This is a genomic window from Limibacillus sp. (assembly GCA_037379885.1).
Classification (GTDB): domain Bacteria; phylum Pseudomonadota; class Alphaproteobacteria; order Kiloniellales; family CECT-8803; genus JARRJC01.
Window position 1 is genome coordinate 59338 of the sequence record JARRJC010000017.1, and the last position, 24283, is coordinate 83620.

The window sequence follows — 24283 nt, forward strand, 5'->3', positions numbered from 1 at the left end:
GGTGTTGGCGGGGAACCGGGGAAGCTGGCGGCTTCGGCTCGGTCAGACGCGGCGCAGGCTGCGGTCCGCCGGAAGGCGGGACGGCAGGTGCTGTCGTCGTCGTCGGAGTCGAAGAAGCTTGGTCACTGAACGTGGCTTTCCCGGGTGATCCTGAATGGCTCGTTCTTTCCCTATCATAGCTCTGAGGCGCGCACCACGCGAAAAACACGCTCAGCCTTTCGGCAGCTTCACCCGCCAATAGGGTTCCGGCCCGAAACGCGTGGCCAGGAAGTCTATGAAGACCCGGACCTTGGGCGAAAGGTTGCGACCGGCCGGATAGACCGCATGCACCGCCGTCGCGGCAAGGTCGCGCCAATCGGGCAGCACGCAGACCAGCCGCCCCGCCCGGAAGGCGTCGCCCGCCAGAAACTCGGGCAGGAGGGCGATGCCCAATCCCGCCTCGCAGGCCGTCCGCAGGGCATCCCCGTTGTTGGCGCTGAGCGGCCCGGAGACCGTCACCTGGCGCCGCTTCCCGCTGCTGTTGCGAAAGGTCCAGCGGTTGCCGGAGCGCTGGTAGGCGTAGGTGAGGCAGGCGTGGTCGCGCAGGTCCTCCGGCTTCTGCGGCGCGCCATGGCGGGCGAGGTACTCGGGGCTCGCGCAGAGGATCCGCTCGCTTGGCGCGAGCTTCCGAGCGCGCAAACTGGAGTCTTCCAGATCGGAGATGCGAATCGCCAGATCGACCCCCTCCTCCACCAGATTGATGCGCTGATCGCTGAGCGTCAGCTCCACCTCGATCTCCGGATAGCGGCGCAGGAAATCCGGCAGGCAAGGCGTCAGATGGAGAACCCCGAAGGAGACCGGGGCATTGAGGCGCAGGCGGCCCCTGGGCGCGCTGGCGAGCGGCCTGAGGGCCGACTCCGCTTCCTCCACTTCGGAAAGCAGATGGCGGCAACGCTCGTAGAGCGCTTCTCCGGCCTCGGTCGTCGAAAGGCGGCGCGTGGTCCGGTTGAGAAGCCGCAGGCCGAAGGAATCCTCAAGCCGGGCGATTCGCTTGGAGACCACCGGCTTGGAGATCGAAAGCTCGCGCGCAGCGCCGGTAAAGCTGCCCTGCTCCACGACGGCGGCGAAGGTGGCGAGTTCGGTGAGGCGCTCAAGCACAACGATTGTTCATCTCAAGAAACAATAATTTTCCTTTTTACCCAATAGTTTCCTTATCGTTCAAGTCCTATCTCTTTGGACGAGGCCCAAGCGGGCAAAAGCGATCTTGAAACCGGGAGTTCACAGAGATGACCAAGCTTCTTGTTCTTTACTATTCCTCCTACGGCCACATCGAAAAGATGGCCGAAGCCGTCGCCAAGGGCGCGAAAGGCGTCGAGGGCGTCGAGGTCACCGTCAAGCGCGTGCCCGAACTGGTGCCGCAGGAGGTGGCCGAGAAGTCGGGCATGAAGACCGAGCAGGCCGCCGAGATCGCCTCTCCGGGCGAACTGGCCGACTACGATGCGGTGATCTTCGGAACGCCCACCCGCTTCGGCAACATGGCCAGTCAGATGCGCAACTTCCTGGACCAGACCGGCGGGCTCTGGGCCGAAGGCAAGCTGATCGGAAAGGTCGGCAGCGTCTTCGCCTCCACCGCCACGCAGCACGGCGGCCAGGAAACCACCATCACCTCCTTCCACACCACCCTGCTGCACCACGGCATGGTGATCGTGGGCCTGCCCTACTCCGCGCCGGGCCTGCAGGAGATGGAGGAGATCAGCGGCGGCACGCCCTACGGCGCGACCACTCTGGCCAAGGGCGACGGCAGCCGCATGCCCTCGGACAACGAACTGGAACTCGCCCGTTTTCAGGGCGAACACGTGGCGACCATCGCCAAGAAGCTTCACGGCTGACGGCCGCCTTTCAAAGAAGGAGTGAGAATCATGCTTGAAGTACGTCGCTTCGCCGAGTTGGGCGGCTTCGAGAACGATTGGCTGAAGGCCCATCATCACTTCAGCTTCGGCCACTACTACGATCCCAATCGCCTGGGCCACGGCGCGCTCTTGGTCTGGAACGACGACACCATCCAGCCGGGCCGGGGCTTCGAGCTTCACGGCCACCGCGACATGGAGATCATCACCTATGTGCGCAAAGGGGCCATCACCCACCGCGACCACCTCGGCAACGAAGGCCGCACCGAAGCGGGCGACGTCCAGGTGATGTCGGCGGGTAAGGGCATCCTGCATGCCGAGTTCAACGAAGAGGACGACACCACGCAGATCTTCCAGATCTGGGTGCGTCCGAACCAGACCGGCATCGAGCCGCGCTGGGAACAGCGCCGCTTTCCCAAGGCGGAGCGGGCCGCCCGCCTGGTGCCGCTGGCCTCCGGCCGCCGCGAGGACGAAGGCGCGCTGCCGATACAGCAGGACGCCGCAGTCCTGGGCGCCGCCCTGACCGCCGGTCAGAGCGTGACCCACGAGGTCGGGCGGGGCCGCTCGGCCTATCTGGTCGCGGCGGTGGGCCGCCTGCAGGTGAACGGCCAGGAAGCCGCGGCCCGCGACGGCGTCGCGGTCACCGGCCCCGCAAAAGTCGAGATCGAAGCCCTGGAGGACAGCGAGCTGCTGCTCGTGGACGTCCCGGCCGTCCCTTGACCGGGGCGGCCCCAGGGCCTGAAGGACTAAAGAAGTAAGAGAAAGGAGCCGACCATGGGTCTCTTGGTAGACGGTGTCTGGCACGACAAGTGGTACGACACGAAATCAACCGGCGGGCGCTTCAAGCGCCAGGAAAGCAGCTTTCGCGACTGGGTGACGGCGGACGGCGCGTCCGGCTTCAAGGCGGAGCCGGGGCGCTACCGCCTCTACGTCTCGCTTGCCTGCCCCTGGGCGCACCGCACCTTGATCTTCCGCAAGCTCAAGGGGCTGGAGGAGATGATCCCGGTCTCCATCGTCCATTGGTACATGGGCTCCGAAGGCTGGGAGTTCCGGGAGGAGGACGGCGCGACGGCCGAGCCGCTCTATGGCTTCACCCGCCTCCATGAGCTCTACACCAAGGCCGATCCCGCCTACACCGGCCGGGTGACCGTGCCTGTCCTTTGGGACACCAAGAAGGAAACCATCGTCAGCAACGAATCGGCGGAGATCATCCGCATGCTGAACAGCGCCTTCGACGAGGCCGGCGCCAAGCCGGGCGATTTCTACCCGGAAGCCCTGCGCGGGGAGATCGACGCGGTCAACGAGGAGGTCTACCACAAGGTCAACAACGGCGTTTACAAGGCCGGCTTCGCGACCGCGCAGAAGGCCTACGAGGAGGCGGTGAGCGAGCTCTTCGAGACCTTGGACGGCTTGGAAGAAAGGCTCTCCGGCCAGCGCTACTTGACCGGCGACCAAATCACCGAGGCCGACTGGCGGCTCTTCACCACGCTGGTGCGCTTCGATCCGGTCTACGTCGGCCACTTCAAGTGCAACCTGAAGCGGATCGTGGATTATCCCAACCTCTGGGCCTACACCCGCGACCTCTATCAGCAGCCGGGCGTGGCGGAGACCGTGAACCTCCACCACATCAAGCAGCACTACTACGTCAGTCACGAGACCATCAATCCGACCGGCGTGGTGCCCAAGGGGCCGGAGATCGATTTCTCTCTGCCCGTTCACCGCAAGGCGGCGTGACGGCGGCCCCTCTCCACGGTCACGAAAGAGTTGCAAGCGAGGGGGTCGCCTCACCGCGGCCCCCTCGTTATGCTCTTTTCCGCCGACACCACCAGCGAGCGGGAGAGAGCGAGGAATGCGGCAAGGTCCAGGGATCCTGAGAGCTTTTCAAAGAAGCGTCGGGCTCATGCTGCTGCTGGCGGCTTTGTTGCTCCCGCTCGATGCCGGAGCACAGAGCCTCCAGGAACTCCAGCAGCGCGAACAACGCTGGTCGCTCTCGCTCGATACGCTGCGCGAGCAGATCGACAAGGACGAACTCTCGCGCAATCAGCAGGAGGAAATCCGCACCCGGCTCGAGCAGATCATCAAGCAGGCGCAGGACATAGACAGCCTCTTGAAGGAACGCCTGACGCCGGTACGCGCGCAGCTCGAAGCGCTGGGTCCGGCCCCTGGAGAAGGCGAACCCGAAGAGGATGCCGAAACCGCCCAGCAGCGTGAGAACCTCAACCGCCAACTCAGCGAGTACCAGGGGCTGCTCCAACGGTCCGACGCGCTGGTGGCCCGCGCGCAAGCGCAGCTCAGGGACCTTTCCGTCAAAACCCAACGCCAACGCACGCAACGCCTGCTGGAGCAGGCGCCGCTTCCGCTCGCGCCCTCCACCCTGACCGCCGCCTTCGGCCAACTGGGCACCATATGGAAGAACCTGAACGCCCTGCTCACAAGTTGGTGGAGCGAGGAGCGGCCCGCCGAACGGGGGTGGACGCCTTACCTGATCGTCCTGGGCGTCATGGTGATCACCATCAGCCTCAGCCGGTTCGTCAGGCGTCAGACGGAGCGGCGCTTCGGCCAGCGCGATGACATCGCGGCCCCGAGTTACCCGAGGGCCGTCCTCGCCTTCGTGGTGACCGGCTTGGGGCGCGCCGTCTCGCCCTCTCTCATCGCCTTTGTGATCTGGTGGACCCTGGGAAGGGTCGAGTTGATCACAAAGGAGATCGAAGCGATCACCCTCGGGCTACTATGGGCGGTCGTGATCTACGCTCTGATCGGACAGTTGAGCCGGGCCGCACTGGCGCCGGGGCGTCCGCAGTGGTCCATCGTGCCGCTGGACTCGGCGCAGACCACCGGGGCCGGCATCTCCATGCACGGACTGGCCATCATCATGGCCGTCATCGGCGGCCTGTCGCGGGCCGGGCAGGCCATCCGGGACCCGCTTCCCGAGTTCGTATCGCTCGCGACCTTCGTCGGCACGGCCACGCTGGTGACCTTCGTGGCCCCGCTGCTGGGCGCCTGGCTCTGGCGCCCGCCGAAGCGCGATGTTGAAGGCTCGGCGGAGGGCGGCAAGGCGGAGGGCGGCAAGGCAGAGGCTCAGGAGCGCAAGACCTTGGGGGTCGGCCTCGGGTTCTTGCGAATCGCGATCATCGGCCTTCTCGTCGCCGTGGTCCTGGCGGCGTTCCTTGGCTATTCCCATCTCGCGGTGGCGATGATGGATGGGCTGCTGGCGACCGCCATCACCATCGGCTTCGGGCTGATCCTGCGCACGGTCGCGATCGAGATACTGCAGACCCTGTTCTCGCCCGACCGCCGCAGCTTCATCGCCCGCCAGCTGGACCTGAGCCAGGGCGGCAGCGAGTCGCTGGTTTTCTGGCTCACGCTGCTGATCGACACCTGTTTGATCCTCATGGCCATCCCCTTGATCATGCTGGAATGGGGCGTGCCGGACTCGGTGCTCGCCTACTGGTTCCTTCAGATTTCGGACGGCATCAAGATCGGCGAGTTCACCTTCGCGCCGCTCTCCATCCTCTATGCCTTCGTGGTGTTCGTGGTCGGCCTGATCGCGGTGCGCTTCATCAAGCGGATGCTCAATCAGCGCATCCTCTCGCGCACCCGCCTGGATGTCGGCGCCCGCCACTCGATCTCGGCGGCGACGGGATATGTCGGCTTCGCGGTCGCCGCCATGCTGGCCGTGGCGACGCTCGGTATCGATCTCTCCAATCTGGCGATCATCGCGGGCGCGCTGTCGGTCGGCATCGGCTTCGGTCTTCAGAACGTGGTCAACAACTTCGTCTCCGGCCTGCTGCTCTTGATCGAGCGCCCCATCAAGGTGGGCGACTGGATCGTGGTCAGCGGATACGAGGGAACGGTCAAACGCATCTCCGTGCGCTCCACCGAGATCGAGACCTTCGACAGGTCCGAAGTGATCGTTCCCAACTCGGAGCTGGTTTCCTCGCCGGTCACCAACTGGACCCACAAGACCCGTATCTGCCGCGTGATCGTTCCCGTGGGCGTGGCCTATGGCAGCGATACCGAGCTGGTGCGGGATATTCTGATGAAGGTCGCAAAGGACCACGAGGACGTGCTGAGCTACCCCGCCCCCTTCGTGATCTTCAAGGCTTTCGGGGACTCCTCGCTGAACTTCGAGCTCCGGGTCTATGCCCGCGACACCGACTACTACCTGACGCTCATCAACGACCTGCACTTCGCCATCGACAAGGCCTTCCGCGAACAGAAGGTCGAGATCCCCTTCCCGCAGCGGGACCTGCATCTGCGCGACAGCGATACCCTGGCCGAAGTCCTGCGCAATGGGCGCAGTCAGAAGGTCTCCCGGCGGCAGGAAGAGGGCGAGGGCGAGGGCGAGAACGGAGAGACGAAACCGGACTCGACCGCCAAGCCCAAAAGCATGCCGGAGCAGGAAAGCGATGGCGAGTGACGGTAGTCACGTCCCGCCGGAGGACTTGGAGAGCTTGCTGGCGGACTGCTGGTCCCGTCTGCAGTCGGCGGCGGCCGACCGGCGCGACCCTTTTCACATCATGGGGCTCTCGACAATCGGCCTGGACGGACGGCCACGGGCCCGCAGCGTCGTGCTGCGCGCGGTCGAGCCGGAGGCGCGGCTGATCGTCTTCCACTGCGATCGGCGCAGCCCGAAGGTCGAGGAGTTGCAGCGCGATCCGCGTCTGGCCCTGCTCTTCTACGACAAGCCAGGCGGCCTTCAGCTCCGCATCGAGGCTGAAGCGGAAATCCACCTTGAAAGCCCACGGGCCGAAGAGGCCTGGCGGAAAAGCCATCGCTTCGCGAGGCGCTGTTACCTGCAAGAGGAAGGGCCCAGCAGTCCGGCCTCCGGGCCGACCTCGGGTCTGCCCCCGGCTTTCGAGACCCGGGAGCCCGAAGAAGCCGAGCTGGACCCGGCGCGGGAGAACTTCTGTCTGGTGGCCTGCCGGGTCGAGCGGCTGGACCGCTTCTCCCTTGCCCACGACGGGCACAGGCGGGCTGCCTGGCGCTGGCGCGACGAGGGCGCCGTGGAGAGCACTTGGCTGGTGCCGTGACCCTCTCCCGCCCTGCAAAGCCGCCTAGAAGATCGCGGACAACTGCGCGTCGTAGATCCCAAGCAGTTCACTCATGCGCGGGCCGTCGCAGCCTTCGGATTTGTGCTTGGAGGCGACCTCGCGCCGGGCGGCGTCGATGCGCGAGAGCTGGATCCCGGGCATCACCTGGCCGCGCGTCTTCTCGTTGAGCAGCGCGGCAAGCTCCGCGCGGTCTTCCTCGGTGGGTTCGAGCGCGCGGCAGAGCAACGCTGCCTCATAGGCGGAACGCAACTCGCTGTAGAGGGCTTCAGCCTGTTCGGCGCTCTGTGGCAACTCATCGCCTTCCACCGTCCCGCTCTGCCCGAAGGCTGGCGAGGCGAGCAAGAGAACCGCCGCTGCGATCAGAGAGGCTTTCAGAGTCATGGCTTGCTTTCCCTTTCAGTCTAAAACGAGGAGTTGGGCTCTTCGAGGAAGGCGCGCTCCTCCTCGGTCGAAGGGCGTCCCAGAACGGCGTTGCGGTGCGGGAAGCGCCCGAAACGCTGGATGATCTCCCGGTGCCGTTCGGCGTAGGTCAGCCACTCAGGGTTCTCCGTCATGGCGCCGAAGAGCCGGCAGCAGAGTTCCTGGTCGGCCAAGTCCTCGCTGTGCTCGAAGGGCAGATACAAGAACAACCGCTCTTCCGCGCTAAGGCTGGAGTCGAACTCGCTTTCGAGTGCTCGCCGCGCAACCTTCAAGGCCGCCGGGTCGGAGGCGAAGGCTTCCGGGCTTCCGCGATAGATGTTGCGCGGCACCTGATCCAGCAGGATGCAGAGCGCCAGCGCCCCCTTCGGACTGTCCGCCCAGGCGTCCAACTCGCCCGCGACGGCTTGCCTGTGGAGCGCCGCCAGACGCCGCCCCACGGCGGCGTCGAAGCTGTCGCTCCGCTCGAACCACTGCCGCAAGACAAGGTCGAGAACAACGCGCCGCCGCCCGAAACGGCGGCAGAAAAGCGTTATCCTTGGGGGGCAAGATCATGGAACGAAGCGAGCGCTGCGCTCGGCGGCACCTTCTATTGGGCGGGTTGGCCCTGGCGAGTTCCACCCTGCTCGGCGGATGCAAGACCGGTGACCTGAACCAGGCCATGTCCCAGCTTTCCGGAACGCTGGGCGGGCTGGGTGGCGGGTCGGGCGGCGGGCTCAGCAATGACGAGATCGCTGCCGGCCTGCGTCAGGCCTTGCAGGTCGGGACCGCGCGCACGGTCCAACGCGTCTCCCGGCACGACGGCTACCTGAGGGACGCGGCCATCCATATCTTTTTACCTGACGGTCTGCGCGATGTGCAGGAGGCGCTCAAGTTCGTCGGTCTCTCAGCGCTCGCCGACGATGTCGAAGTAAAGTTGAACAGGGCAGCCGAACAAGCCGCAGGGCGCGCCAAGCCGATCTTCCTCGACGCCATTCAAGCGATGACCCTCAACGATGTCATAGGGATCTGGCGCGGGCCGGAGGACGCCGCCACGCGCTACTTCAAGGGCCGCATGACCCCGTCGCTCAAGCGCGCCTTCGGCCCCGTGATCGACGGCGCGCTCGCGTCTGTCGGTGCGCTATCCGCCTATGAACGCATGATGGGAGAATACCGGCGTTTGCCGCTGGTGCCGGATGTGCGCGCCGACCTGCGCGGACACGCCTTGGAGCAGGCAATCGCGGGCCTGTTTCACTATCTGGCGAAAGAAGAAGCGGAAATCCGGAAGAACCCGGCTGCGCGAAGCACGGAGCTGCTACGCAGGGTCTTCGCTTAGCCCCAAAACCCTCAATTAGGTAAGCGCCGAGTTCAGATTCTGCCACCGTACACCAACCGCCGCGGCCACTGCGACAACGATGGCGATAACCAGCGCAGTGATCAGACCGATGAGGATGGAATATTCGATCAGTGACGCTCCCTCGTCACCGGACCAAAACGCGGCGGCCTTCTTTCTGAAGCCAATCGCAGAATACTTCATAAGCTCTTCTCCAGACACGCCTTTGCCTCGTCATCGCCGTGATCCATTTTTGCCAGGATTTAACTTGACGACGATCGGCTTGTATAAATTTGTATCAGAACACTACTAATAATTCACTAACATATGGAGAAAATTGACTTTTATTGACAGAACGGTAGCGGCGCGGGCGGCGTGATCCCTTGAACCTCATCGGGGTTTCGTTAGACTCTCGCGGTCGAGTGTCGAACTCTTTATTGGAAGCCGCTCCGGCAAGGAACGGAGCTGGAGAGCGGGTATGATGGAAATCACTTTCGATCGCTTGATTGAGCCCATCGGGCGCGATCGCTTCTTCGAGGAATATCACGGCAAGACCTGGCTTCACGTGAAAGGCGCGCGGGAAATCTCCGATCAGGTGATGTCCTGGGACGAACTGGGCCGGCTCATGTCGATGCGCGCCATCTGGTCGCCGGCGACCTTCCGCGTGATGCTGGACCGCAAGGCGCTCAAGACCGAAGACTACTGCAGTCCTCTGGTCGCCACCGGCGGCGCGTCGCAGATGCGTCCGGACCCGAAGAAACTGGGGCCTTTGATCCGGCGCGGCGTCTCCGTGGTGCTGAACGACGTAAGCACCCATACCGCGGGGGCAGCTGCGGTCGCCGACGCCTTGCAGGAAGCCACGGGCGGCAGCGCGCAATCGAACCTCTATTTCTCCATGAGCCAACGGCAGGCCTTCGGGCCGCACAATGACGCGCACGACGTCTTCGCTCTCCACTGCTGCGGGGAGAAGATCTGGCATATCTACGAGACCAAAGAGGATTCTCCCATCGCCCATCCGCGCTTCCAGCGGTCGTTTGAAGAGAGCGCCAAGATGGCCGGCCCGAAGGTCGCCGAGGTGAAGATGGAGCCGGGCGACCTGCTCTACATCCCGCGCGGGCAGTTCCACGACGCCCTGGCTTCCCAAAACGGCGCGGTCCACATCGCCTTCGGCGTCACCATGCCGAAGATGATCGATCTCCTGACCCCGCTCTGGGAGGCCTCGGTAAGCTCGGCGAAGATGCGCGCGGACCTTCCGGTCAAGCCCGACATCGAGCAACTCTCGCGCATTCTCTCCGATATGGGGGATGAGTTGAAGCGGATCAGCCAGAGTCCACAGATGCTGCGCATGTGCGAGACGCTGCTCGCCGGGTTTGGCTACGAGAACGACTACCTGGACCTGGAGAGTCTTCTGGAAGGCGAGACCTCCTACAAGGTCAATGGCGATATCCGTTTCACCAAGGTGCAGGGCAAGCCGGTGCTGGCGCGCGGCAAGGAAGGGGTCGAGGTGCCCGGCGAGATGGTCGAGCAGGTCGCCTGGGTGATGGGGCGCGAGCAGATGCGCGACAGCGACCTCGCCCACGCCTTTCCCGCCATGGCGGACAGCGAGCGGCAGGAGTTCATCGGCAGCCTCTTGCGCATGAACGTGCTGCGCTGACGCGCGGGCGCTGAATCCTCCAGGATCACCCGCGCCCGATGAAGGGCATGGTGGTCGCCATGATGGTCATGAACTGCACGTTCGCATCGAGCGGCAGGTCCGCCATATGCCGGACCGCCTCGCCGACGTGGCGCGCATCCATCACCGGCTCAGGCTTCACGGAGCCGTCCGCCTGAGGCACGCCTTCGGGCATTTTCTCGGTCATGGGCGTTGCGGCATTGCCGATATCGATCTGCCCGCAAGCGATGTTGAAGGGGCGGCCATCCAGCGAGGTGGACTTGGTGAGTCCGGTGATCGCGTGCTTGGTGGTGGTGTAGGGCGCTGAGCCCGGCCGGGGCGCCGTCGCCGAAATGGAGCCGTTGTTGATGATGCGCCCGCCCTGCGGGTCCTGACGGCGCATCAGGTTGAAGGCGGCCCGCGTGCAGTAGAAAACGCCGTTCAAGTTCACGTCCACCGCCTTGCGCCAATCCTCCGGCGTGATGTCGCCCACCGGCGCCCCCGGCGTGAAGATACCCGCATTGTTGAACAGCAGATCCAGCCGCCCGAAGCGCTTTTCGATCTCCGCGAAAAGCGCCTCCACCTGATCAGGGTCGCTCACATCACAGGTGAGCGCCAGGCCCCGGTCCCCGGCATCGGCGGCGGCGAGGGTCTCCTCAAGCTTTTCCTTGCGGCGTCCGACCACGATGACCCGGTAGCCGCCTTCCAGAAGCGAGGTCGCGACTGCGCGCCCGACGCCCGTGCCGCCGCCGGTGACCAATGCGATCTTGGAATCCTTACTCATGATGGCGCCCTCGCCTCCTCTCGTACTGCTGCCCATCCCGGGAGCCGCCGAGGCTACCACAGATTCCAATGAGGGTAAGGACTGGGAGAGGTGGCTGTGGATGCAGTCTGGAGTGAACGCGTCTCTGCTCACAATTCCCTGATATCCGGGAAAATACAGGGAATCTTCCGATTCTTAGCCTGCTTTGCGCCAGAGCGTCCTATCTAAGGCGCTGATTCAGCCTGGCTTTCTGGGGAAATTCCCTAAGAACCGAAACAGGGAATTAGATTCAGTTATCAGGGAATTTCTTTCCGATAACAGGGAAGCTGCTCAGGAGAACAGAGAGCCGTAGTTGAATCACCCTCTGCGGAAGGCAAATGCCTCGTTATGGCTAATAGCGGACATCATTATCTTGCCCCGATCTCCAATGGCGGAGTTGCCGTCGTGACCGCCGAGGACAGCCTGTCAGCAGACCTTGCGAGACAGGCCGGCTCGGTCATTCTTGGAGGGGTATCGGCTTAAAGTGATGGGTACCATCATTCTCCAACTGGTCGATCAATCCGAACTCCCAATCAAGATAGGCCTGCATTGCTTTTCGGGGCGCGTCGGTTCCCTCATAAGGTCGTCGGTAACGGTCAATAGGAGGCGAGGCTAGATTGTTTTCACCAACCTCCAATTTCTGTCCCATAGCTACCCAAGCCGATGTACCGCCACTCAAGACAGAGACCTCACCATCGAGCCTTTTGGTCAAATCCGGCGCTGCAAGGGCTGCCAACTTACCCTCAGGGCTTGTCACGACATAGCGCCTAGTAACCGGTAGATTTCTGCAATCCTCTTCGAGGCGGGAGCGCAGCAAATAGAAGGCGCCGGGAATGTGCCCTTTCTCGTACTCCGCGTGCTTTGCGAGATCTATTATTGTCGGCGGATCAGCTCCCTCTCGAAGTTCTGCGAGTTCTGACGTTTCTATCTCCCTGTGCTCAGGCAGTTCAATTGGCTGCCCGTGCCAGGCGCCGGTCTCCGAGAATGCCTCTTTTGGGAGGTCCTGCAACACATGGACCTCCCATGCCATCTGGGCCAACCATGAACCGGTCATGTTTGCGCGCACGCCATCGTCGTCAACCAAAACGATGCGGGCTCCACGCGTGGGCGCATACATCTCAGTCTCCTGAACCAGTTGGCCGCCAGGGATTGGATAGAAGCCGACTAGGTGCCCCGTCTCATACTCCTCGAAGCTGCGGACGTCGAAAAAATAGGTGGTCCGCCCCTCCTGCTCATCCCAGCCAGCGATGTCACTGAGTTTCACGTGGCGGACCCCAGCGCGTTTGGCCACCTCATTTGCGCGACGAGCCGCAACTTCCCGTGCGACTTCCGGTGTCTCCCGGCAAATTCGGTCTTCATTGTGATCCAGTTTTTGACGCGCGAGTAACCAGCCAATGGTGCCGTTACGAAGAGCAGCGACTTGGTTTGGCAGGTTGGCATTTATCAGCGATTGAGCGCCGATGAGACTCCGCGTTCGCCCTGCGCAGTTGACGATCACCCTAGTCTTCGGATCCGATGCGAGGTGCCCAGCGCGCAGCACCAGTTCCGCGCCCGGTACGGAAGTCGCGGTGGGGATCGACATGGTCCTGTACTCGTCGACGCGCCGCGCGTCGAGAATCACGATGTCCTCCCCGCGTTCGATCATGGCCTGCACCTCCTCGGCGGAGAAGGAGGGTGTATGGCAGCGCGCCTCCATCAGTTCGCCGAAGGCTTTGCTGGGCACGTTGACGTCGATGAATAGCTCTCCGCCCCCGTCCTTCCAGGCTTGGAGCCCACCCGAGAAGACGCCCACGTCGCCATAGCCCATCGCGATCAGCCGCTGTGCGGCCGCCTCAGCCAAGCCTTCGCCGCCGTCGAATGTCACAATCGGAACGTCCAGGCGAGGAAGCTTCCGATAGGCATCCAGCTCCAGCCGGGCGAAGGGCAGGTTCGCCGCAAAGAGGGGATGGCCCTCGGCATGGGGCGCTTCCTCCCGCACGTCCAGGAATGCGATCTCCCGACGGGCCAGGAGATGTGAGCGCACATACTCGAAATTACGTGGAGCGGGGCTTGGCGGCCGCCCTTGTCTACTTTCCGTCATGACCCCGTTCCCTGCTTCGGTGCGAACCCCTGGAAAGATCGAGCTTGTCCCAATAAATAGGATGATATATCCATTATTTGTGAAGGCTGCCCGGCAAGCGCCGGCCTGTCAAGGCCGAAGGCAGGACATTGGAAAAGGGGGACTCTCTTGGACAAGACACTTCTGAAGGGCCTGTCGGTTCTGGAAGCCGTGATCGCTGACGATCAAAACGCGCGCAAGCTGGAGGACCTGGCTGCCCAGCTCGGGCTCACCCGGAGCAATGCCCACCGTACCCTGCAGACACTCGCCCATGCCGGTTACATCGAACGCGACCCCCAGAAGGGCGGCTACCGAGGCACGATGAAGCTCTTCGAGCTCGGGTCCCGGTCGCTTCAGAGCCTCGATGTGCGCAAGATCGCCCAGCCCTTCATGGCCCGGCTGCTGGAGGAGACCAGCGAGACGGTGCATCTCTCGCTGCTAGACGGCCTTGAGGTCGTCTACGTCGAGAAGCTCGACGGCGTCCTGCCGATCCGCGCCTATACCTCGCTTGGAAGCCGGGCGCCGGCCTATGCGGTTGCAACTGGAAAGGCGCTGCTGGCTGAGCAGAACGAGGCTCTGTTCGACCGGTTCGAGGGGGCGCTTGAGGCCTATACGAAGCTGACCGTCGTCGAGGTCCCGGCGCTGAAGCGCGAGGCCCGCAAGGTGCGCGAACAGGGTTATGCGATCAATCGGGGTGAATGGCGAGCGGGCGTTGGCGGGGTCGCCAGTCCGGTCTTCGACGGTGCAGGTCAGGCCATCGCGGCATTGGGGATCTCCGGCCCCACCGAGCGCCTGACGCCGGCAAAGATGAAGCAGCAGGGACCCTTCGTCCGGTCTGTCGCGCAGGAGCTTTCACGCGCCATGGGGCACCAGGGTAGTCGCTAATCCCAAGATTTAGGACTGTGTTCTCAAATAATTTGACAGCCGCCCTGTCAGTGGTTAGCCAGGAACGGCGCCAATCGAATTGAGGAGAAGATTATGTCTTCGGGCTTTCCGGGCACTGACAAGCAGATTTCCCTGAAGGAGTTGGCGGCGAAGATTCCCAACGGCGCATCGCTCGCCTTGGGCGGGAGCTTCCTGCATCGTGGACCCTTCGCTTTCGTGCGTGAGCTTATTCGCCAGGGCAAGAAAGACCTCGAGATCATCAAGCAGTCACCCGGCTACGACATCGACATCCTTTGCCGCGCGGAGAGCGTAGACAAGGTGCGGGCCGGAATCGTTGCTATGGAGGGCAACTTTGGATTGGCGCCCTATTACCGGAAAGCGGTCGAGGGCAACCGCGTTCAGCTCGAGGAGCACGCCTGCTACAGCCTCACGGCAGGCTTGCGTGCAGCGGCATATGGCATTCCCTTTCAACCCTGCGCCGGGCTGCACGGTAGCGACATTCCAGCCATCAACGGCTGGAAGTTGATTGAGGATCCTTACGGCGCGGGCGACCCCGTCTACGCCATCCCTGCAATCCGGCCCGACTACGCGGTGATCCAAGCCAGCGAAGTCGATGCGCGCGGCAACGTCAGGATCGCCGGAACCTCTCATTGGGATCACATCATGACGCGCGCGGCCAAAAGCGTGCTGGTGGTGGCGGAGAAAATTGTCGAGACAAGCGTCTTCACCGCGGCGCCCGAGGCCACCGCAGTCCCTTACTTCATGGTCGAGGCTTTCGCCATCCAGCCGAACGGCGCTTGGCCTGGCTCGAGTTGGCCGGACTATGCCATCGACTACCCGGCGGTAGAGGCCTACCTAGAGCCCGGCGAGGAGAGCCTTGCCGCACATCTGGCCAAGGCGCCGGAGGCCGGAGGCCACAAATGAGCAACCACTGGTCAGGCTTCTCCTACATCGTAACCAACCTCGCCCGCTTCATCCGGCCCGGCGAAATCACGTTCAGCGGAGTCAACTCGACCCTGCCGATGCTGGCATGCCTGTTGGCGAAGAAGGCCATGGAAGAGGACTTCATCTATATCAACGTCGCCGGTGGCGTGGACCCACAACCCTCCTCGATTCCAATCTCCAGCTCGGATCCCTTGCTGGCGGAGGGATCCGCGTCAATTTTCGACAACGAGGATTTCTATGATCTCTGCGCTCGCGGCCGCATGGATCTTTGCTTCCTCGGCGCGGCCCAGATCGATGGCTTGGGCAACGCGAACAATTCAGCGATCGGGGACTGGCAGCATCCGAAGGTACGCCTGCCCGGCGGTGGGGGCGGTGCAGTGATGCTGCCAACCGCGCGGCGCGCGTGCACCTGGCGCACAGAGCACTCACCCCGCACTTTGGTCGATAAACTGCATTTCTGCACCTCAGCCGGTGGGTTCCATGGCGTGGTGACGCCGATCGCCGTGTTCAAGAAACGGGCGGAACGTCTGGCGCTCGCATCCTGGCATCCGGAAGTCTCTCTCGAAGAAGTACGCGAGCGGACCGGCTTTACTTTTGACTCAGAGGGCGCGGAACCCTCCGCCGCCCCGAGTGAGCGCGAGAAGATAGCTTTGACTGAACTTGACCCGGACGGCCAGTTTGAGAGGGACGCCAAGGTGGCGCTGCGATAGGCCCGATTCCATGAAGCCAGAGAATCAAAGCCTCCTACCAGCCTTCTTTGCGCTATGGAAGAGTCAGGAGCGCCGCGGACGAATCGCCCTAATCGGGCCTCAACGGGAGATCACCTACCCAGAGCTCCACGACGAGGTGGGCACGCTAGCCGGCAAGCTTCGCGCGGCGGGCATCTTGAGGGGCGCGCGCGTTGCGATCGCGATGGAGCGAACCGAAGCAGCGATTGTTGCTTTGCTCGCCGTCCTGACCGCCGGAGCGGTTCCTTGGATGTTGGAGCCGAACCTTGGTGGTAACGAGTTGCGGCGGCGACTCAGCATGACCAGGATCGCCTGGCTACTTTTGGACGACGCAAATGAGGGGGAGCTAGCGCTAGAAGACCTGCCCACCCTCACGCACCTCAAGGTCGATGAGCTATCGGAAGCCGACCCCTACTGGGATTTGAACATCGGAGGCGAGGCTCCTGCTCTACTACTCTTCACCTCCGGAAGTAGCGGTAAGCCTAAAGGCGTTCTTCAAAGCCACCGAGGCGTGCTGGGCAACGCCAGCGGCGTCGCCGAAGCTACAGGCCTACAGCCGGAAGATCGGCTCCTCCACATCATGCCCCTTTTCCATACCAATGGAATCAATAACCAGATTCTGGCGCCGCTGCTGGCGGGAGCGAGCATTGCCATGGCTGGGCGATTCAAGGCTGAGAATATGCCGGACTGGATAGCACGATACCAACCGACCATCGTAACCGGCGTGCCTACCATTTTCTCTCGCATGTTGCCGGTGGACTTTCCGCCCGAAACGCTCACGTCAGTGCGAATGCTACGCTGCGGGTCAGCGCCCATCACCGAAGAGCAATACCGCCGCGTCGAGCAGAAATTTGGCAAACCCCTGGTGCTGTCTTATGGCCTTTCGGAGGCCACCTGCACATCTACTCTGAATCCCCCGGCAGCGCCGAGGCTTGGCTCGGTGGGCAGACCTCTGCCGGGTCAGCGGGTCGAAATTCTAGACAGCCGCGGTGTATTACTCACGGAACCCGACTCCGAAGGAGAGGTGTGTATCTCCGGCCCGACCCTGATGCTCGGCTATATTGATGAGCAGTCAGAGGGCCTGCCAAAGCCGCCTGGACCTCGGCTGGCAAGCGGTGACCTGGGGTATCTTGATCAGGATGGTTACCTATTTCTGACCGGGCGAAAGAAAGAGGTCATTATCCGCGGCGGAGAAAACATTTCGCCCGGGCTTATAGAAAGTGTCCTCATCAAGGTTCCCGGCGTAGAGGCGGTCTGCGTGGTGGCTAAACATGATGCTGACCTAGGAGAAGTGCCGTTCGCCTTCGTGGTGAAGACTGAGGGAAGTGAGGGCAAAGCCCTTAGCAGCGAAGTTATGAGCGCTGCTGTGGAATCTGAGCTTTCACGCATTCACAGACCAGCAGGATATCAATACCTCGACAGGCTACCCGAAAACTCCGTAGGAAAAGTTGATCGTAAGCGGTTGGCAGAGAGTTTAGCTGACTTGTAGATGCTAGGTCGTTGCACTACTTGCTCCGCTCGCCGTAGTGCATAGCCTGAGTTCTAGGACACCCGGCTGAAAGGCGCTGAGTTGCGACCGACCGCTATTGGCTGGAAGCAGGCATTCGAACCGCACTGGGTGGAAAGTTCCAAAAATCAGATGCTCTCAGTCTTCGCCTGCTGCTTGGCAAGCTTGGTCCCTTGCTCGATTGTTTCGGCGTACTCGACCAAGGGCGGCCTGAGGCCGTGCGCCTGCAGTTCGTCTCCGACCTCTTTGGAAGTCCCTGTCAGAATGACTCGCACCGACCCCCTCGATGCTTTCCGCACCAGTCCCACCAAGGTGTTCGCGGCTGTCGAGTCCAAGAAGGGGACGGCTGAGAAGTCCACTATAAGCGTGCGGTGGGTGTCGGCGATCCTGTCGAGCACAGAACCAATCGAAGTGGCTGCTCCGAAGAACAGCACTCCGGAGATACGGTAGACTATCAGGTCGGGATCCGTCGCCGCGCGTTCGTCATAGGGTGCGCGCGCACCGTCCGCGGAGTCGGACCGGTCTTCCTCGACCATCGGGCGCTGCGCCTCCACGACAGTTGTCTTCGACATGCGATGGATGAAAAGGACCGAGCCCAGCGCGAAGCCCACCACGATTGCCTCAGTGAGGTCACGGAAGATCGTGAGGAGCAAGGTCGATAGCATCACGGCCGCATCGCCGCGGCTGGTTCGAACCAAGACTGCGATCGCGTTCTTTTCGACCATGTTCCAGGCGACGACTGCCAGCACGGCGGCAAGACTGGCCAAAGGGATGTAGCTGGCTAGAGGCGCCGCGACGAGAACCAAAAGCAGGATGAAGGCGGCGTGCAGGATTCCCGCGATCGGCCCATGGGCTCCTGCGCGTACATTTGTTGCTGTGCGTGCGATGGTGCCTGTCACGCACATCCCGCCGAAAAGGCCAGAGGCGACGTTGGCCACACCCTGGGCAACAAGTTCGCAGTTTGACCTGTGGCGACGGCCGGTCATTCCGTCGGCGACCACGGCTGAGAGCAACGATTCGATTGAGCCCAGAAGTGCGAAGGACACCGCGTTCGGCAGCACGGCCGTGATCTTCTCAATAGTGATCTCGGGAAGAGCGGGTAAAGGCAGCTCGCTCGGAATGCCGCCGAACTCGGACCCGACGGTGGCGACGGGAAGGTCGAAAAGCCCTGAAACCGCACTCGCCCCGGCCACTGCGATTAGCATTCCGGGCCAGTGCGGTCGGAATTTCCTCGCAAGTGCGATGACCGCCAGAGTGGCGACCGCGAGAAGGGTCGTCACGGAATCGAGCGTGGGGAGAGCTCGCCAGATAAGCGGCAGTCTCTCCAGGGCCGGTCCGGGCATATCCGAGGTCAATGCCAGGCCGAGTAGCGGCCCAATCTGGCTTGCGAAGATTATCAAAGCGATACCCGCCGTGAAACCTACGGTCACCGGGTAGGGAATGAACTTGATATAAGTGCCAAGACGAAGAAAGCCGATCGCCGCGAGAATCAGACCTGACAGCATGGTCGCTAGGATCATTCCGTCGATACCGTGAGTCAGCACTGTGGCAGAAACCAGGACTATGAACGCTCCAGCAGGACCTCCGATCTGAAAGCGGCTTCCGCCCAAAGCTGAGACGAAGAATCCGCCGACGATAGCAGTGTAGAGACCCTGAGCCGGCGTGGCCCCTGATGCGATGGCTATGGCCATTGACAGCGGTAGCGCGATGATCGCCACGGTCAGGCCTGCCAGAGCGTCCGCACGGAAGTTTGCGAGCGAGTAACCTTCGCGCAGAACGGTAACGAGCTTCGGCGTGAATAGTTCTGAGAAACTGGGACGAGTAGTCGATGCCGTTACCGGCTCTTGTGAGGACATCCTGCCCTGCCGGGACAATGTAAGACGGGTGGATAGTGAGTTGATGTGATCGCGACCGATGCTTGAGAAGACACTGGAGGCGAAGTTTCACTCTGCTCAAAACGCCCCAAAAGGCAACAGACAAACGGCTTCAATTGCCAGAAAGCCGCAGTCAGACCACTTTTCCACTTCTTCTGCTATTGGCTATAAGCAGACAGTGAATTGAAATAGCGACTGTAGAGGGTGTGGCCCAACTAAGCCTTAACCGGACGGATCGATTGCCGCAGAAATAGAGCGCGTCGCCTGCGTTCTAGGTCTTTCAACCAAGGAGGGGACGGCGACGCGCTCATTTCAAGCCATTCATGGCTCGGGGAGAACAAAAAGGTGGAGAGGCAATTAGGCGAAATTTAGGCGAAAAAATCTGCGCCGGTTGCGTTCGGAGAACGGCGCAGGGAGTTCATTGAGTTTTTTAAATTTTGCGGGCGCTAAACTACACATCATCGATGAGCTGTCAATAAACAGGATGCAGGACCTCAAGGCGCTCCGCGACTTCTACTGGCTAGAAGCGGTCACTGAAACATAGCCTTCTAGAAACGCAATGCCGCTGGCGGCATCCGCCATATTAGAAGCTGGTGCTGCGTTGATTGCGCTTTAAGGCGAGCTAACCTTTTAACAAGCGCTTTTCACACGTTGCACTTAGATTGCGGGGGTCAGAGTAGGGTGGCGGTGCAAAGAATCTCTTGGGGATTTACGGCCGCGTTGATCGCATGTTGGCCTTCGTTTACCTACGGGCAGAACGTTGAAGACATTTTTGGCTCGGTTCTGCGCGAGAACGCCGAAGCAGCGTTGGCAGTGTATGGAATAGCCGCAGTACCCAGCGAGACGGCTAGCACGCTTCAACTAGAGAGCACTTCCTCAAAGTACAACACCTTCAGAGCCGGTCAGTTCGGTGGTGGCTTCACTTTGGATGAGGAATTCCCGCTTTATCTTGAGGGCTTCATCGGCTTCACGCGCTATGACCCACAACTGATTATCAGCGAGGGAGGAGAGGAGAGCACCCTTCCCTTGAGGTGGAACACGGTCGCGGCTACTGGAGGCATTGGTTGGGAGTTTGATATCAATGAAAATCTTAGCATCTTACCAATGGCACAATTCTCGATTGGCCGTATCCAGAGCGATACATCGATTGCCGCCCAGATAGTGGCTGAGAAACTGGGCCTGGATACAAACTTCATTGATGGTGGCGGCTTGACGGTCGGCGGCGTCGGCGGATCTCTTAGCCTCATTTACAACAAGCGCTGGGAAAGTGATTACGAAGTCGACGTCACTTTCCGGCACACACATATCCATCTGCGCCCCGTCCTCGACAACAGGAACGTCATTGCAAGCGCTGACGCAATCACGACTGGTTTTTGGTCAAGACTTAGAATTCCAACCGGATTGCGTTTATTCGACCGTCCCGTTCGCATAGTGACGGAAGCTTCAGGATCATATCTCTCAGGTGATCAAGGACGCGCGCTGAGCACTAGTTGGCTGCTGCAGGGAGGAGCGGGTGGCGAGATCGACTTCTCGGAAACGTGGGTACCTCTAATCAGTACGACTAGACTTGTGGCGCGCTACACACATGGCGAGAACCTAACAGGTTTTTCCATCGGATTGTCTGCTAGCTTTTGAACCATCGAATAGGACCCACGTGGAAGGTCTCATCTATAAGGAGTACTGAGGCCGCTATTGGCTAAAAGGGTTTATTGGCCTTCGCGCCCCTTTGGCCTAATTCCTTGGCATGACCGATGCAGCCGACTATCCCTTTCCGCGAGTTCGTATCGACTGCCGCAAGTGCGGTCGTGGTGGGGTTTATCGCCGGGAGCGCTTCGCCGCCTTGGTCGGCCCAGATACGTCGCTCCGTGATGCTTTATCAAGAATTGTTGCCGATTGCCCTGAGCGGCAAACAGATGGTGCTGGTGCAGATGCTTGCGGCGCCTGGTACCCCGATCTAATAGACTATTGACGCGCATAGCGAGCTCGGTAGAACTGGTTGACACAAGGGATTTAAAACCCCTCGCCTTAAAATTCTCGACTTCGAGCTCCACCGGTAGCGCCAGCGTCTAGATCTTCGGGAAGAATGTTTTCAAAAGAAGCCGCGCTATCAACTATGACAGCGCGGCAAGTGAACAGGGAGACTTCAGGCTTGGCTAAAGCCCAAGCGATAAAAGGTTATCAGGGTGGTTTCGAGCCGGACTAGCAGAAACACCGCTGGGCCCCTTGTCCGCTTTTGGCTAAGAGCGGAGAACAAAGAAGCGCCCCCGAAGTGAAGTCACGCCGGGGGCTCGATAAAGCACCGGTGCGTTCGGGATCGATGCTGCAATCAATTCTCTGAGCATCTAATGGTTCACATTCCGCGGGAGCCTAACGGCGGGACCCATTATTCGTGTAACCTGATGTCAAAGCTCCGAATTCGACCTCTAGAATTTCGGCTGTGCCGAGCGTTGTTGAAATTACTCAAAAACCTATCGAAGCAGATCGTCTACTATGCCCACAGCTTCGATAACTGTTTGGGTATCATCGGCAACGCGTAAGATCTCATTGTCGACGCGGATGTACTTCTCTCCCTTCGCGAGGGGCTTGAGCTTCCATTTCGACAAGTCGTCGATGTTCTTGAACTTAAGATCAGCAGGAAGCTTTGAGCCACGCGTATATCGCTTAACCTGACCGGGCGGGACAACCTTTCCTCCGCCGCCCTTTCCTTTCTCGCCGATCGATTGAACCGATTTTTCCTTACCGCTCGCTTGGACGTCGGGGGGCGAAAGGACGAAAATGGCAAAAGATGCAAAAGCGATGAGGACAAGGATTTTAATACGCATGTTTGCTCCCAGAAAGTGAGGGTGGCTCGCTCAGCCGGTCGACCGTTCCTAATTGACCAATTAGATGGCTAGCTCCTTAGGACAAGATCAGGTTGTCATAGATGAAAGACGAAAATGCGCTTGACCAATGAATCTACACCCTGCGGAGAAAGTCCGGTATTGGATAAAAGCACGTGTCATTCTGAGTCCACGATCCTGTAAGCTTTTGGTTATAATGACAGCCATCTAGTGGTTGTCGGTCTCCAGAAGGTACGCATATGCAAGTTATTCAAGCTCTCTTCATCGGACTTGCCTTGATCCTATCGACCGAGGTCATGGCCGATCATTCGGGCCGAAAGGTTATCGAAACGAATGGTCCTATCGTAAAGCGCATCCTGATCATGTCCTTGGATGAGGCCCCAGGGAAAAGATGGCCTCCGGTCGCGCGTGAGATATCGAAGGCGCTGGAAACCCGGCCATCCTCTCTCGACTATTGGACCAAACTAGGCGAAGAACTCGCATCACAGGACCGCGAGGCCATGACGCTCCGGCTCGAAAAGGAGCTGGGAGCGCTACCCTACACCGAGGACACTGCTGACGAGTGGATCGGGCCTATCGAACTGGCCTCGCGCGGCTTCAAGGGAGATTGTGAGGACTACGCCGCCCTCGCGCTCTATGTCCTGGGCGTCGCCGGCGTGCCGGAGTTCGAAGCGGTGGGCGTGCTCGGGTACGACCACCTGGAGCGTCCCCATGCGGTGGTTTTCATCAAGGACGGTGACACCTGGCGCGTGGCCGACTTCGCCTCCCCTGGGGGGCTGGAGTCTATCGACGCCGGCTTCAAGCCGATCGGCGGCGGCACAACCGGCCATGTTGCAATCAACCTGACTAAGGAATGATTGCGGATGCCTCAGGTATATTCTTCGTGGCTAGCCAGTACTGTCGCTTTCGCATTTGTACCGTCAGCATATTGCCAATGACGATGGACCCATCCGAGCTATGTGAGATTTGGCAGCATTTCCATGCGTGATTATCTAGCCGCCCTCGCTTTTACTCTGATTTTAGGCGCTTTTCATCCCGCACAGAGCCAAGAGATGGCCTTTTTGTCGATCAAGGTTGGCTATTCCGAATCTCTATTCCCGCCGCCGAACAGCGTTTTGCACGTTCAACTTCTGGATACCTCAAAAGCGGATGCAAAGGCAGTGCAGCTTTCTGCTCAGCGGTTCAAAGCCGTTAATCCGCCACAGATAGTACGCTTGTCCTACGACCCTGCGCTTATTGACAAGCGTCTGAGCTACGCTGTTTCCGCCATATTATTCACTGAAGAAGGGGTCTTGTTCCGAACTACTTCTGCTTATCCAGTGCTGACACGCGGGGCTTCCGACAGCATAGAGGTTCATCTCGAAAAGATGCCTGAACGCACGCAGGTGGCCCAAGCACCGGAAGGTTTGGCAGGCGTTGCCTGGTCTGCTTTTGAGATTGGCGGTCGCGCGCTGATAGTCGACGATCCGCCGACACTCAGCTTCCAAGAAGAAGGCCGTTTCAGCCTCTATGCGGGATGCAACCGCTTTACAGGTGTCGCTGAAATTGATGGACCCGCAATCTCCTTCCCTACCTCCATGGCAGGGACCCGAAAGGCCTGCCCCGGCAATCGGGAGAAGTTGGAGCAGGATACCCTTTCAGTTGTCCAAGATACGGCCCGATATGAACTGCGTGGTAACCTCCTGTCGCTCTTATCGTCAGCAGGGACGGTTGTCGCTCGGTTTCAAGCTAGGCCCAAATAAACCGCATCACGGATTTTTAAGGATAGGATGAAAGAACGCCGTCAGGCGCCCCGTGGGCCTGACTGCCTAGTCTCGCCGCTCAGGCGATCGCCCAACACCTGGCAATAGCCAAAGCACGCCGAATGACTCACTTCTCGGAGGGCCGGATTCTTTTTAGTAAATCCCAAACCGGGATCGCCGCAACCCCACCAACGAGTCCGCCAACGTAGCTTGGGAGGGCCAATCCAAAAAGGTTCTCGGAGATGATGCCAGCGATGAAACTGGCAATCAGCATCACGCCTACCGTCAGAAGGATTCTCTGCCAAAACGGGAGCATCGTTCTCATCGCACCTATCCAATCAAGAGGGTGACTGTGCTTCATACTATGCGATTAAATGATACTTAAATGAACTACGCCGCGTGAGTTGGGTCTTTTTTAGCTTGAGGTGTACATGCAAGAGACGTGGAATACTCGAAAGACAAACACGCTGGTTTCAGCACGCGTCAAGTATTTAAGCTTGTTCTATAATATACTCGCCAATCGGCAAAAGCTCGAGAGGCTT

The 24283-nt window shown here is 60.7% G+C and carries 22 protein-coding genes; 14 read left to right on the top strand and 8 right to left on the bottom strand.

The features are described 5' to 3' along the window. Positions 1-210: 210 nt before the first annotated feature. Entirely contained in the window at positions 211-1137 is a 927-nt protein-coding gene (locus P8X75_07660) for a LysR family transcriptional regulator (protein ID MEJ1995079.1), read from the bottom strand. Between the two features lie 128 nt (positions 1138-1265). On the opposite strand from P8X75_07660, the gene wrbA reads away from it, so the two are divergent. The 5 genes from wrbA (at position 1266) to P8X75_07685 (ending at position 6919) form a co-directional block, all read left to right on the top strand. Then, a complete protein-coding gene (gene wrbA, locus P8X75_07665; GenBank protein MEJ1995080.1) occupies positions 1266-1868 on the top strand; it encodes an NAD(P)H:quinone oxidoreductase in 603 nt (200 codons plus the stop codon). 30 nt (positions 1869-1898) lie between these two features. After that, positions 1899-2606, top strand: coding sequence for a pirin family protein (locus tag P8X75_07670; protein MEJ1995081.1), 708 nt, complete (start codon positions 1899-1901; stop codon positions 2604-2606). Between the two features lie 54 nt (positions 2607-2660). Continuing rightward, entirely contained in the window at positions 2661-3620 is a 960-nt protein-coding gene (locus P8X75_07675) for a glutathione S-transferase family protein (protein ID MEJ1995082.1), read from the top strand. Between the two features lie 166 nt (positions 3621-3786). After that, on the top strand, positions 3787-6306 hold the full coding sequence (locus tag P8X75_07680; protein MEJ1995083.1) for a mechanosensitive ion channel: 2520 nt from the start codon (positions 3787-3789) through the stop codon (positions 6304-6306). Beyond that, positions 6296-6919 (top strand): pyridoxamine 5'-phosphate oxidase family protein, encoded by a 624-nt coding sequence (locus P8X75_07685; protein MEJ1995084.1) that lies wholly within the window; start codon positions 6296-6298, stop codon positions 6917-6919. The genes P8X75_07680 and P8X75_07685 overlap by 11 nt, the downstream gene beginning before the upstream one ends. Before the next feature lie 24 nt (positions 6920-6943). On the opposite strand, the gene P8X75_07690 is transcribed toward P8X75_07685, so the two are convergent. Together P8X75_07690 and P8X75_07695 are read right to left on the bottom strand one after the other, a co-directional pair. Then, positions 6944-7321, bottom strand: coding sequence for a hypothetical protein (locus P8X75_07690; protein MEJ1995085.1), 378 nt, complete (start codon positions 7319-7321; stop codon positions 6944-6946). A 20-nt stretch (positions 7322-7341) separates the two neighbouring features. Continuing rightward, positions 7342-7839, bottom strand: a complete 498-nt coding sequence (locus P8X75_07695) for a DUF924 domain-containing protein (GenBank protein MEJ1995086.1) — start codon at positions 7837-7839, stop codon at positions 7342-7344. Between the two features lie 71 nt (positions 7840-7910). Between P8X75_07695 and P8X75_07700 the strand changes: the two genes are divergently transcribed. Further along, positions 7911-8672 (top strand): DUF4197 domain-containing protein, encoded by a 762-nt coding sequence (locus tag P8X75_07700; protein MEJ1995087.1) that lies wholly within the window; start codon positions 7911-7913, stop codon positions 8670-8672. Between the two features lie 15 nt (positions 8673-8687). On the opposite strand, the gene P8X75_07705 is transcribed toward P8X75_07700, so the two are convergent. After that, a complete protein-coding gene (locus P8X75_07705; GenBank protein ID MEJ1995088.1) occupies positions 8688-8873 on the bottom strand; it encodes a Flp family type IVb pilin in 186 nt (61 codons plus the stop codon). Positions 8874-9147: 274 nt separating this feature from the next. On the opposite strand from P8X75_07705, the gene P8X75_07710 reads away from it, so the two are divergent. Next, positions 9148-10323, top strand: a complete 1176-nt coding sequence (locus P8X75_07710) for a cupin domain-containing protein (GenBank protein ID MEJ1995089.1) — start codon at positions 9148-9150, stop codon at positions 10321-10323. Positions 10324-10348: 25 nt separating this feature from the next. On the opposite strand, the gene P8X75_07715 is transcribed toward P8X75_07710, so the two are convergent. Both P8X75_07715 and P8X75_07720 read right to left on the bottom strand, forming a co-directional pair. Further along, positions 10349-11104, bottom strand: coding sequence for an SDR family NAD(P)-dependent oxidoreductase (locus P8X75_07715; GenBank protein ID MEJ1995090.1), 756 nt, complete (start codon positions 11102-11104; stop codon positions 10349-10351). 475 nt (positions 11105-11579) lie between these two features. Beyond that, positions 11580-13202: a rhodanese-like domain-containing protein gene (locus P8X75_07720; GenBank protein ID MEJ1995091.1), complete on the bottom strand. Its 1623-nt coding sequence runs from the start codon at positions 13200-13202 to the stop codon at positions 11580-11582. Positions 13203-13349: 147 nt separating this feature from the next. On the opposite strand from P8X75_07720, the gene P8X75_07725 reads away from it, so the two are divergent. The 4 genes from P8X75_07725 to P8X75_07740 all read left to right on the top strand — a co-directional run bounded on the left by P8X75_07725 (position 13350) and on the right by P8X75_07740 (position 17267). Next, positions 13350-14105, top strand: coding sequence for an IclR family transcriptional regulator (locus P8X75_07725; protein ID MEJ1995092.1), 756 nt, complete (start codon positions 13350-13352; stop codon positions 14103-14105). A 141-nt stretch (positions 14106-14246) separates the two neighbouring features. Continuing rightward, a complete protein-coding gene (locus P8X75_07730) occupies positions 14247-15029 on the top strand; it encodes a CoA-transferase (GenBank protein MEJ1995093.1) in 783 nt (260 codons plus the stop codon). After that, on the top strand, positions 15026-15760 hold the full coding sequence (locus P8X75_07735; GenBank protein MEJ1995094.1) for a CoA-transferase: 735 nt from the start codon (positions 15026-15028) through the stop codon (positions 15758-15760). The genes P8X75_07730 and P8X75_07735 overlap by 4 nt, the downstream gene beginning before the upstream one ends. 10 nt (positions 15761-15770) lie before the next feature. Beyond that, positions 15771-17267, top strand: a complete 1497-nt coding sequence (locus tag P8X75_07740; protein MEJ1995095.1) for a class I adenylate-forming enzyme family protein — start codon at positions 15771-15773, stop codon at positions 17265-17267. A 146-nt stretch (positions 17268-17413) separates the two neighbouring features. Here P8X75_07740 and P8X75_07745 read toward each other — a convergent pair whose 3' ends face one another. After that, the gene (locus tag P8X75_07745) at positions 17414-19141 is read right to left on the bottom strand and encodes a SulP family inorganic anion transporter (protein ID MEJ1995096.1); all 1728 of its coding nucleotides are present in this window, start codon (positions 19139-19141) and stop codon (positions 17414-17416) included. 699 nt (positions 19142-19840) lie between these two features. On the opposite strand from P8X75_07745, the gene P8X75_07750 reads away from it, so the two are divergent. Next, entirely contained in the window at positions 19841-20794 is a 954-nt protein-coding gene (locus P8X75_07750; protein ID MEJ1995097.1) for an autotransporter domain-containing protein, read from the top strand. A gap of 833 nt (positions 20795-21627) precedes the next feature. Here P8X75_07750 and P8X75_07755 read toward each other — a convergent pair. Further along, positions 21628-21981, bottom strand: coding sequence for a hypothetical protein (locus P8X75_07755; GenBank protein ID MEJ1995098.1), 354 nt, complete (start codon positions 21979-21981; stop codon positions 21628-21630). A gap of 257 nt (positions 21982-22238) precedes the next feature. Here P8X75_07755 and P8X75_07760 point away from each other — a divergent pair, with 257 nt between their 5' ends. Together P8X75_07760 and P8X75_07765 are read left to right on the top strand one after the other, a co-directional pair. Next, entirely contained in the window at positions 22239-22856 is a 618-nt protein-coding gene (locus tag P8X75_07760) for a hypothetical protein (GenBank protein ID MEJ1995099.1), read from the top strand. Between the two features lie 123 nt (positions 22857-22979). Continuing rightward, positions 22980-23741, top strand: coding sequence for an META domain-containing protein (locus P8X75_07765; protein MEJ1995100.1), 762 nt, complete (start codon positions 22980-22982; stop codon positions 23739-23741). The last annotated feature ends 542 nt before the right edge of the window (positions 23742-24283 follow it).

What these genes read in the sequence shown, in the direction of transcription:
- wrbA (MEJ1995080.1), top strand. Translation starts at nt 1,266, where the DNA reads ATGACCAAGCTTCTTGTTCTTTACTATTCCTCCTACGGCCACATCGAA.
- P8X75_07670 (MEJ1995081.1), top strand. Translation starts at nt 1,899, where the DNA reads ATGCTTGAAGTACGTCGCTTCGCCGAGTTGGGCGGCTTCGAGAACGAT.
- P8X75_07675 (MEJ1995082.1), top strand. Translation starts at nt 2,661, where the DNA reads ATGGGTCTCTTGGTAGACGGTGTCTGGCACGACAAGTGGTACGACACG.
- P8X75_07680 (MEJ1995083.1), top strand. Translation starts at nt 3,787, where the DNA reads ATGCTGCTGCTGGCGGCTTTGTTGCTCCCGCTCGATGCCGGAGCACAG.
- P8X75_07685 (MEJ1995084.1), top strand. Translation starts at nt 6,296, where the DNA reads ATGGCGAGTGACGGTAGTCACGTCCCGCCGGAGGACTTGGAGAGCTTG.
- P8X75_07690 (MEJ1995085.1), bottom strand. Translation starts at nt 7,321, where the DNA reads ATGACTCTGAAAGCCTCTCTGATCGCAGCGGCGGTTCTCTTGCTCGCC.
- P8X75_07700 (MEJ1995087.1), top strand. Translation starts at nt 7,911, where the DNA reads ATGGAACGAAGCGAGCGCTGCGCTCGGCGGCACCTTCTATTGGGCGGG.
- P8X75_07705 (MEJ1995088.1), bottom strand. Translation starts at nt 8,873, where the DNA reads ATGAAGTATTCTGCGATTGGCTTCAGAAAGAAGGCCGCCGCGTTTTGG.
- P8X75_07710 (MEJ1995089.1), top strand. Translation starts at nt 9,148, where the DNA reads ATGATGGAAATCACTTTCGATCGCTTGATTGAGCCCATCGGGCGCGAT.
- P8X75_07715 (MEJ1995090.1), bottom strand. Translation starts at nt 11,104, where the DNA reads ATGAGTAAGGATTCCAAGATCGCATTGGTCACCGGCGGCGGCACGGGC.
- P8X75_07720 (MEJ1995091.1), bottom strand. Translation starts at nt 13,202, where the DNA reads ATGACGGAAAGTAGACAAGGGCGGCCGCCAAGCCCCGCTCCACGTAAT.
- P8X75_07735 (MEJ1995094.1), top strand. Translation starts at nt 15,026, where the DNA reads ATGAGCAACCACTGGTCAGGCTTCTCCTACATCGTAACCAACCTCGCC.
- P8X75_07740 (MEJ1995095.1), top strand. Translation starts at nt 15,771, where the DNA reads ATGAAGCCAGAGAATCAAAGCCTCCTACCAGCCTTCTTTGCGCTATGG.
- P8X75_07745 (MEJ1995096.1), bottom strand. Translation starts at nt 19,141, where the DNA reads ATGTCCTCACAAGAGCCGGTAACGGCATCGACTACTCGTCCCAGTTTC.
- P8X75_07755 (MEJ1995098.1), bottom strand. Translation starts at nt 21,981, where the DNA reads ATGCGTATTAAAATCCTTGTCCTCATCGCTTTTGCATCTTTTGCCATT.
- P8X75_07760 (MEJ1995099.1), top strand. Translation starts at nt 22,239, where the DNA reads ATGCAAGTTATTCAAGCTCTCTTCATCGGACTTGCCTTGATCCTATCG.
- P8X75_07765 (MEJ1995100.1), top strand. Translation starts at nt 22,980, where the DNA reads ATGCGTGATTATCTAGCCGCCCTCGCTTTTACTCTGATTTTAGGCGCT.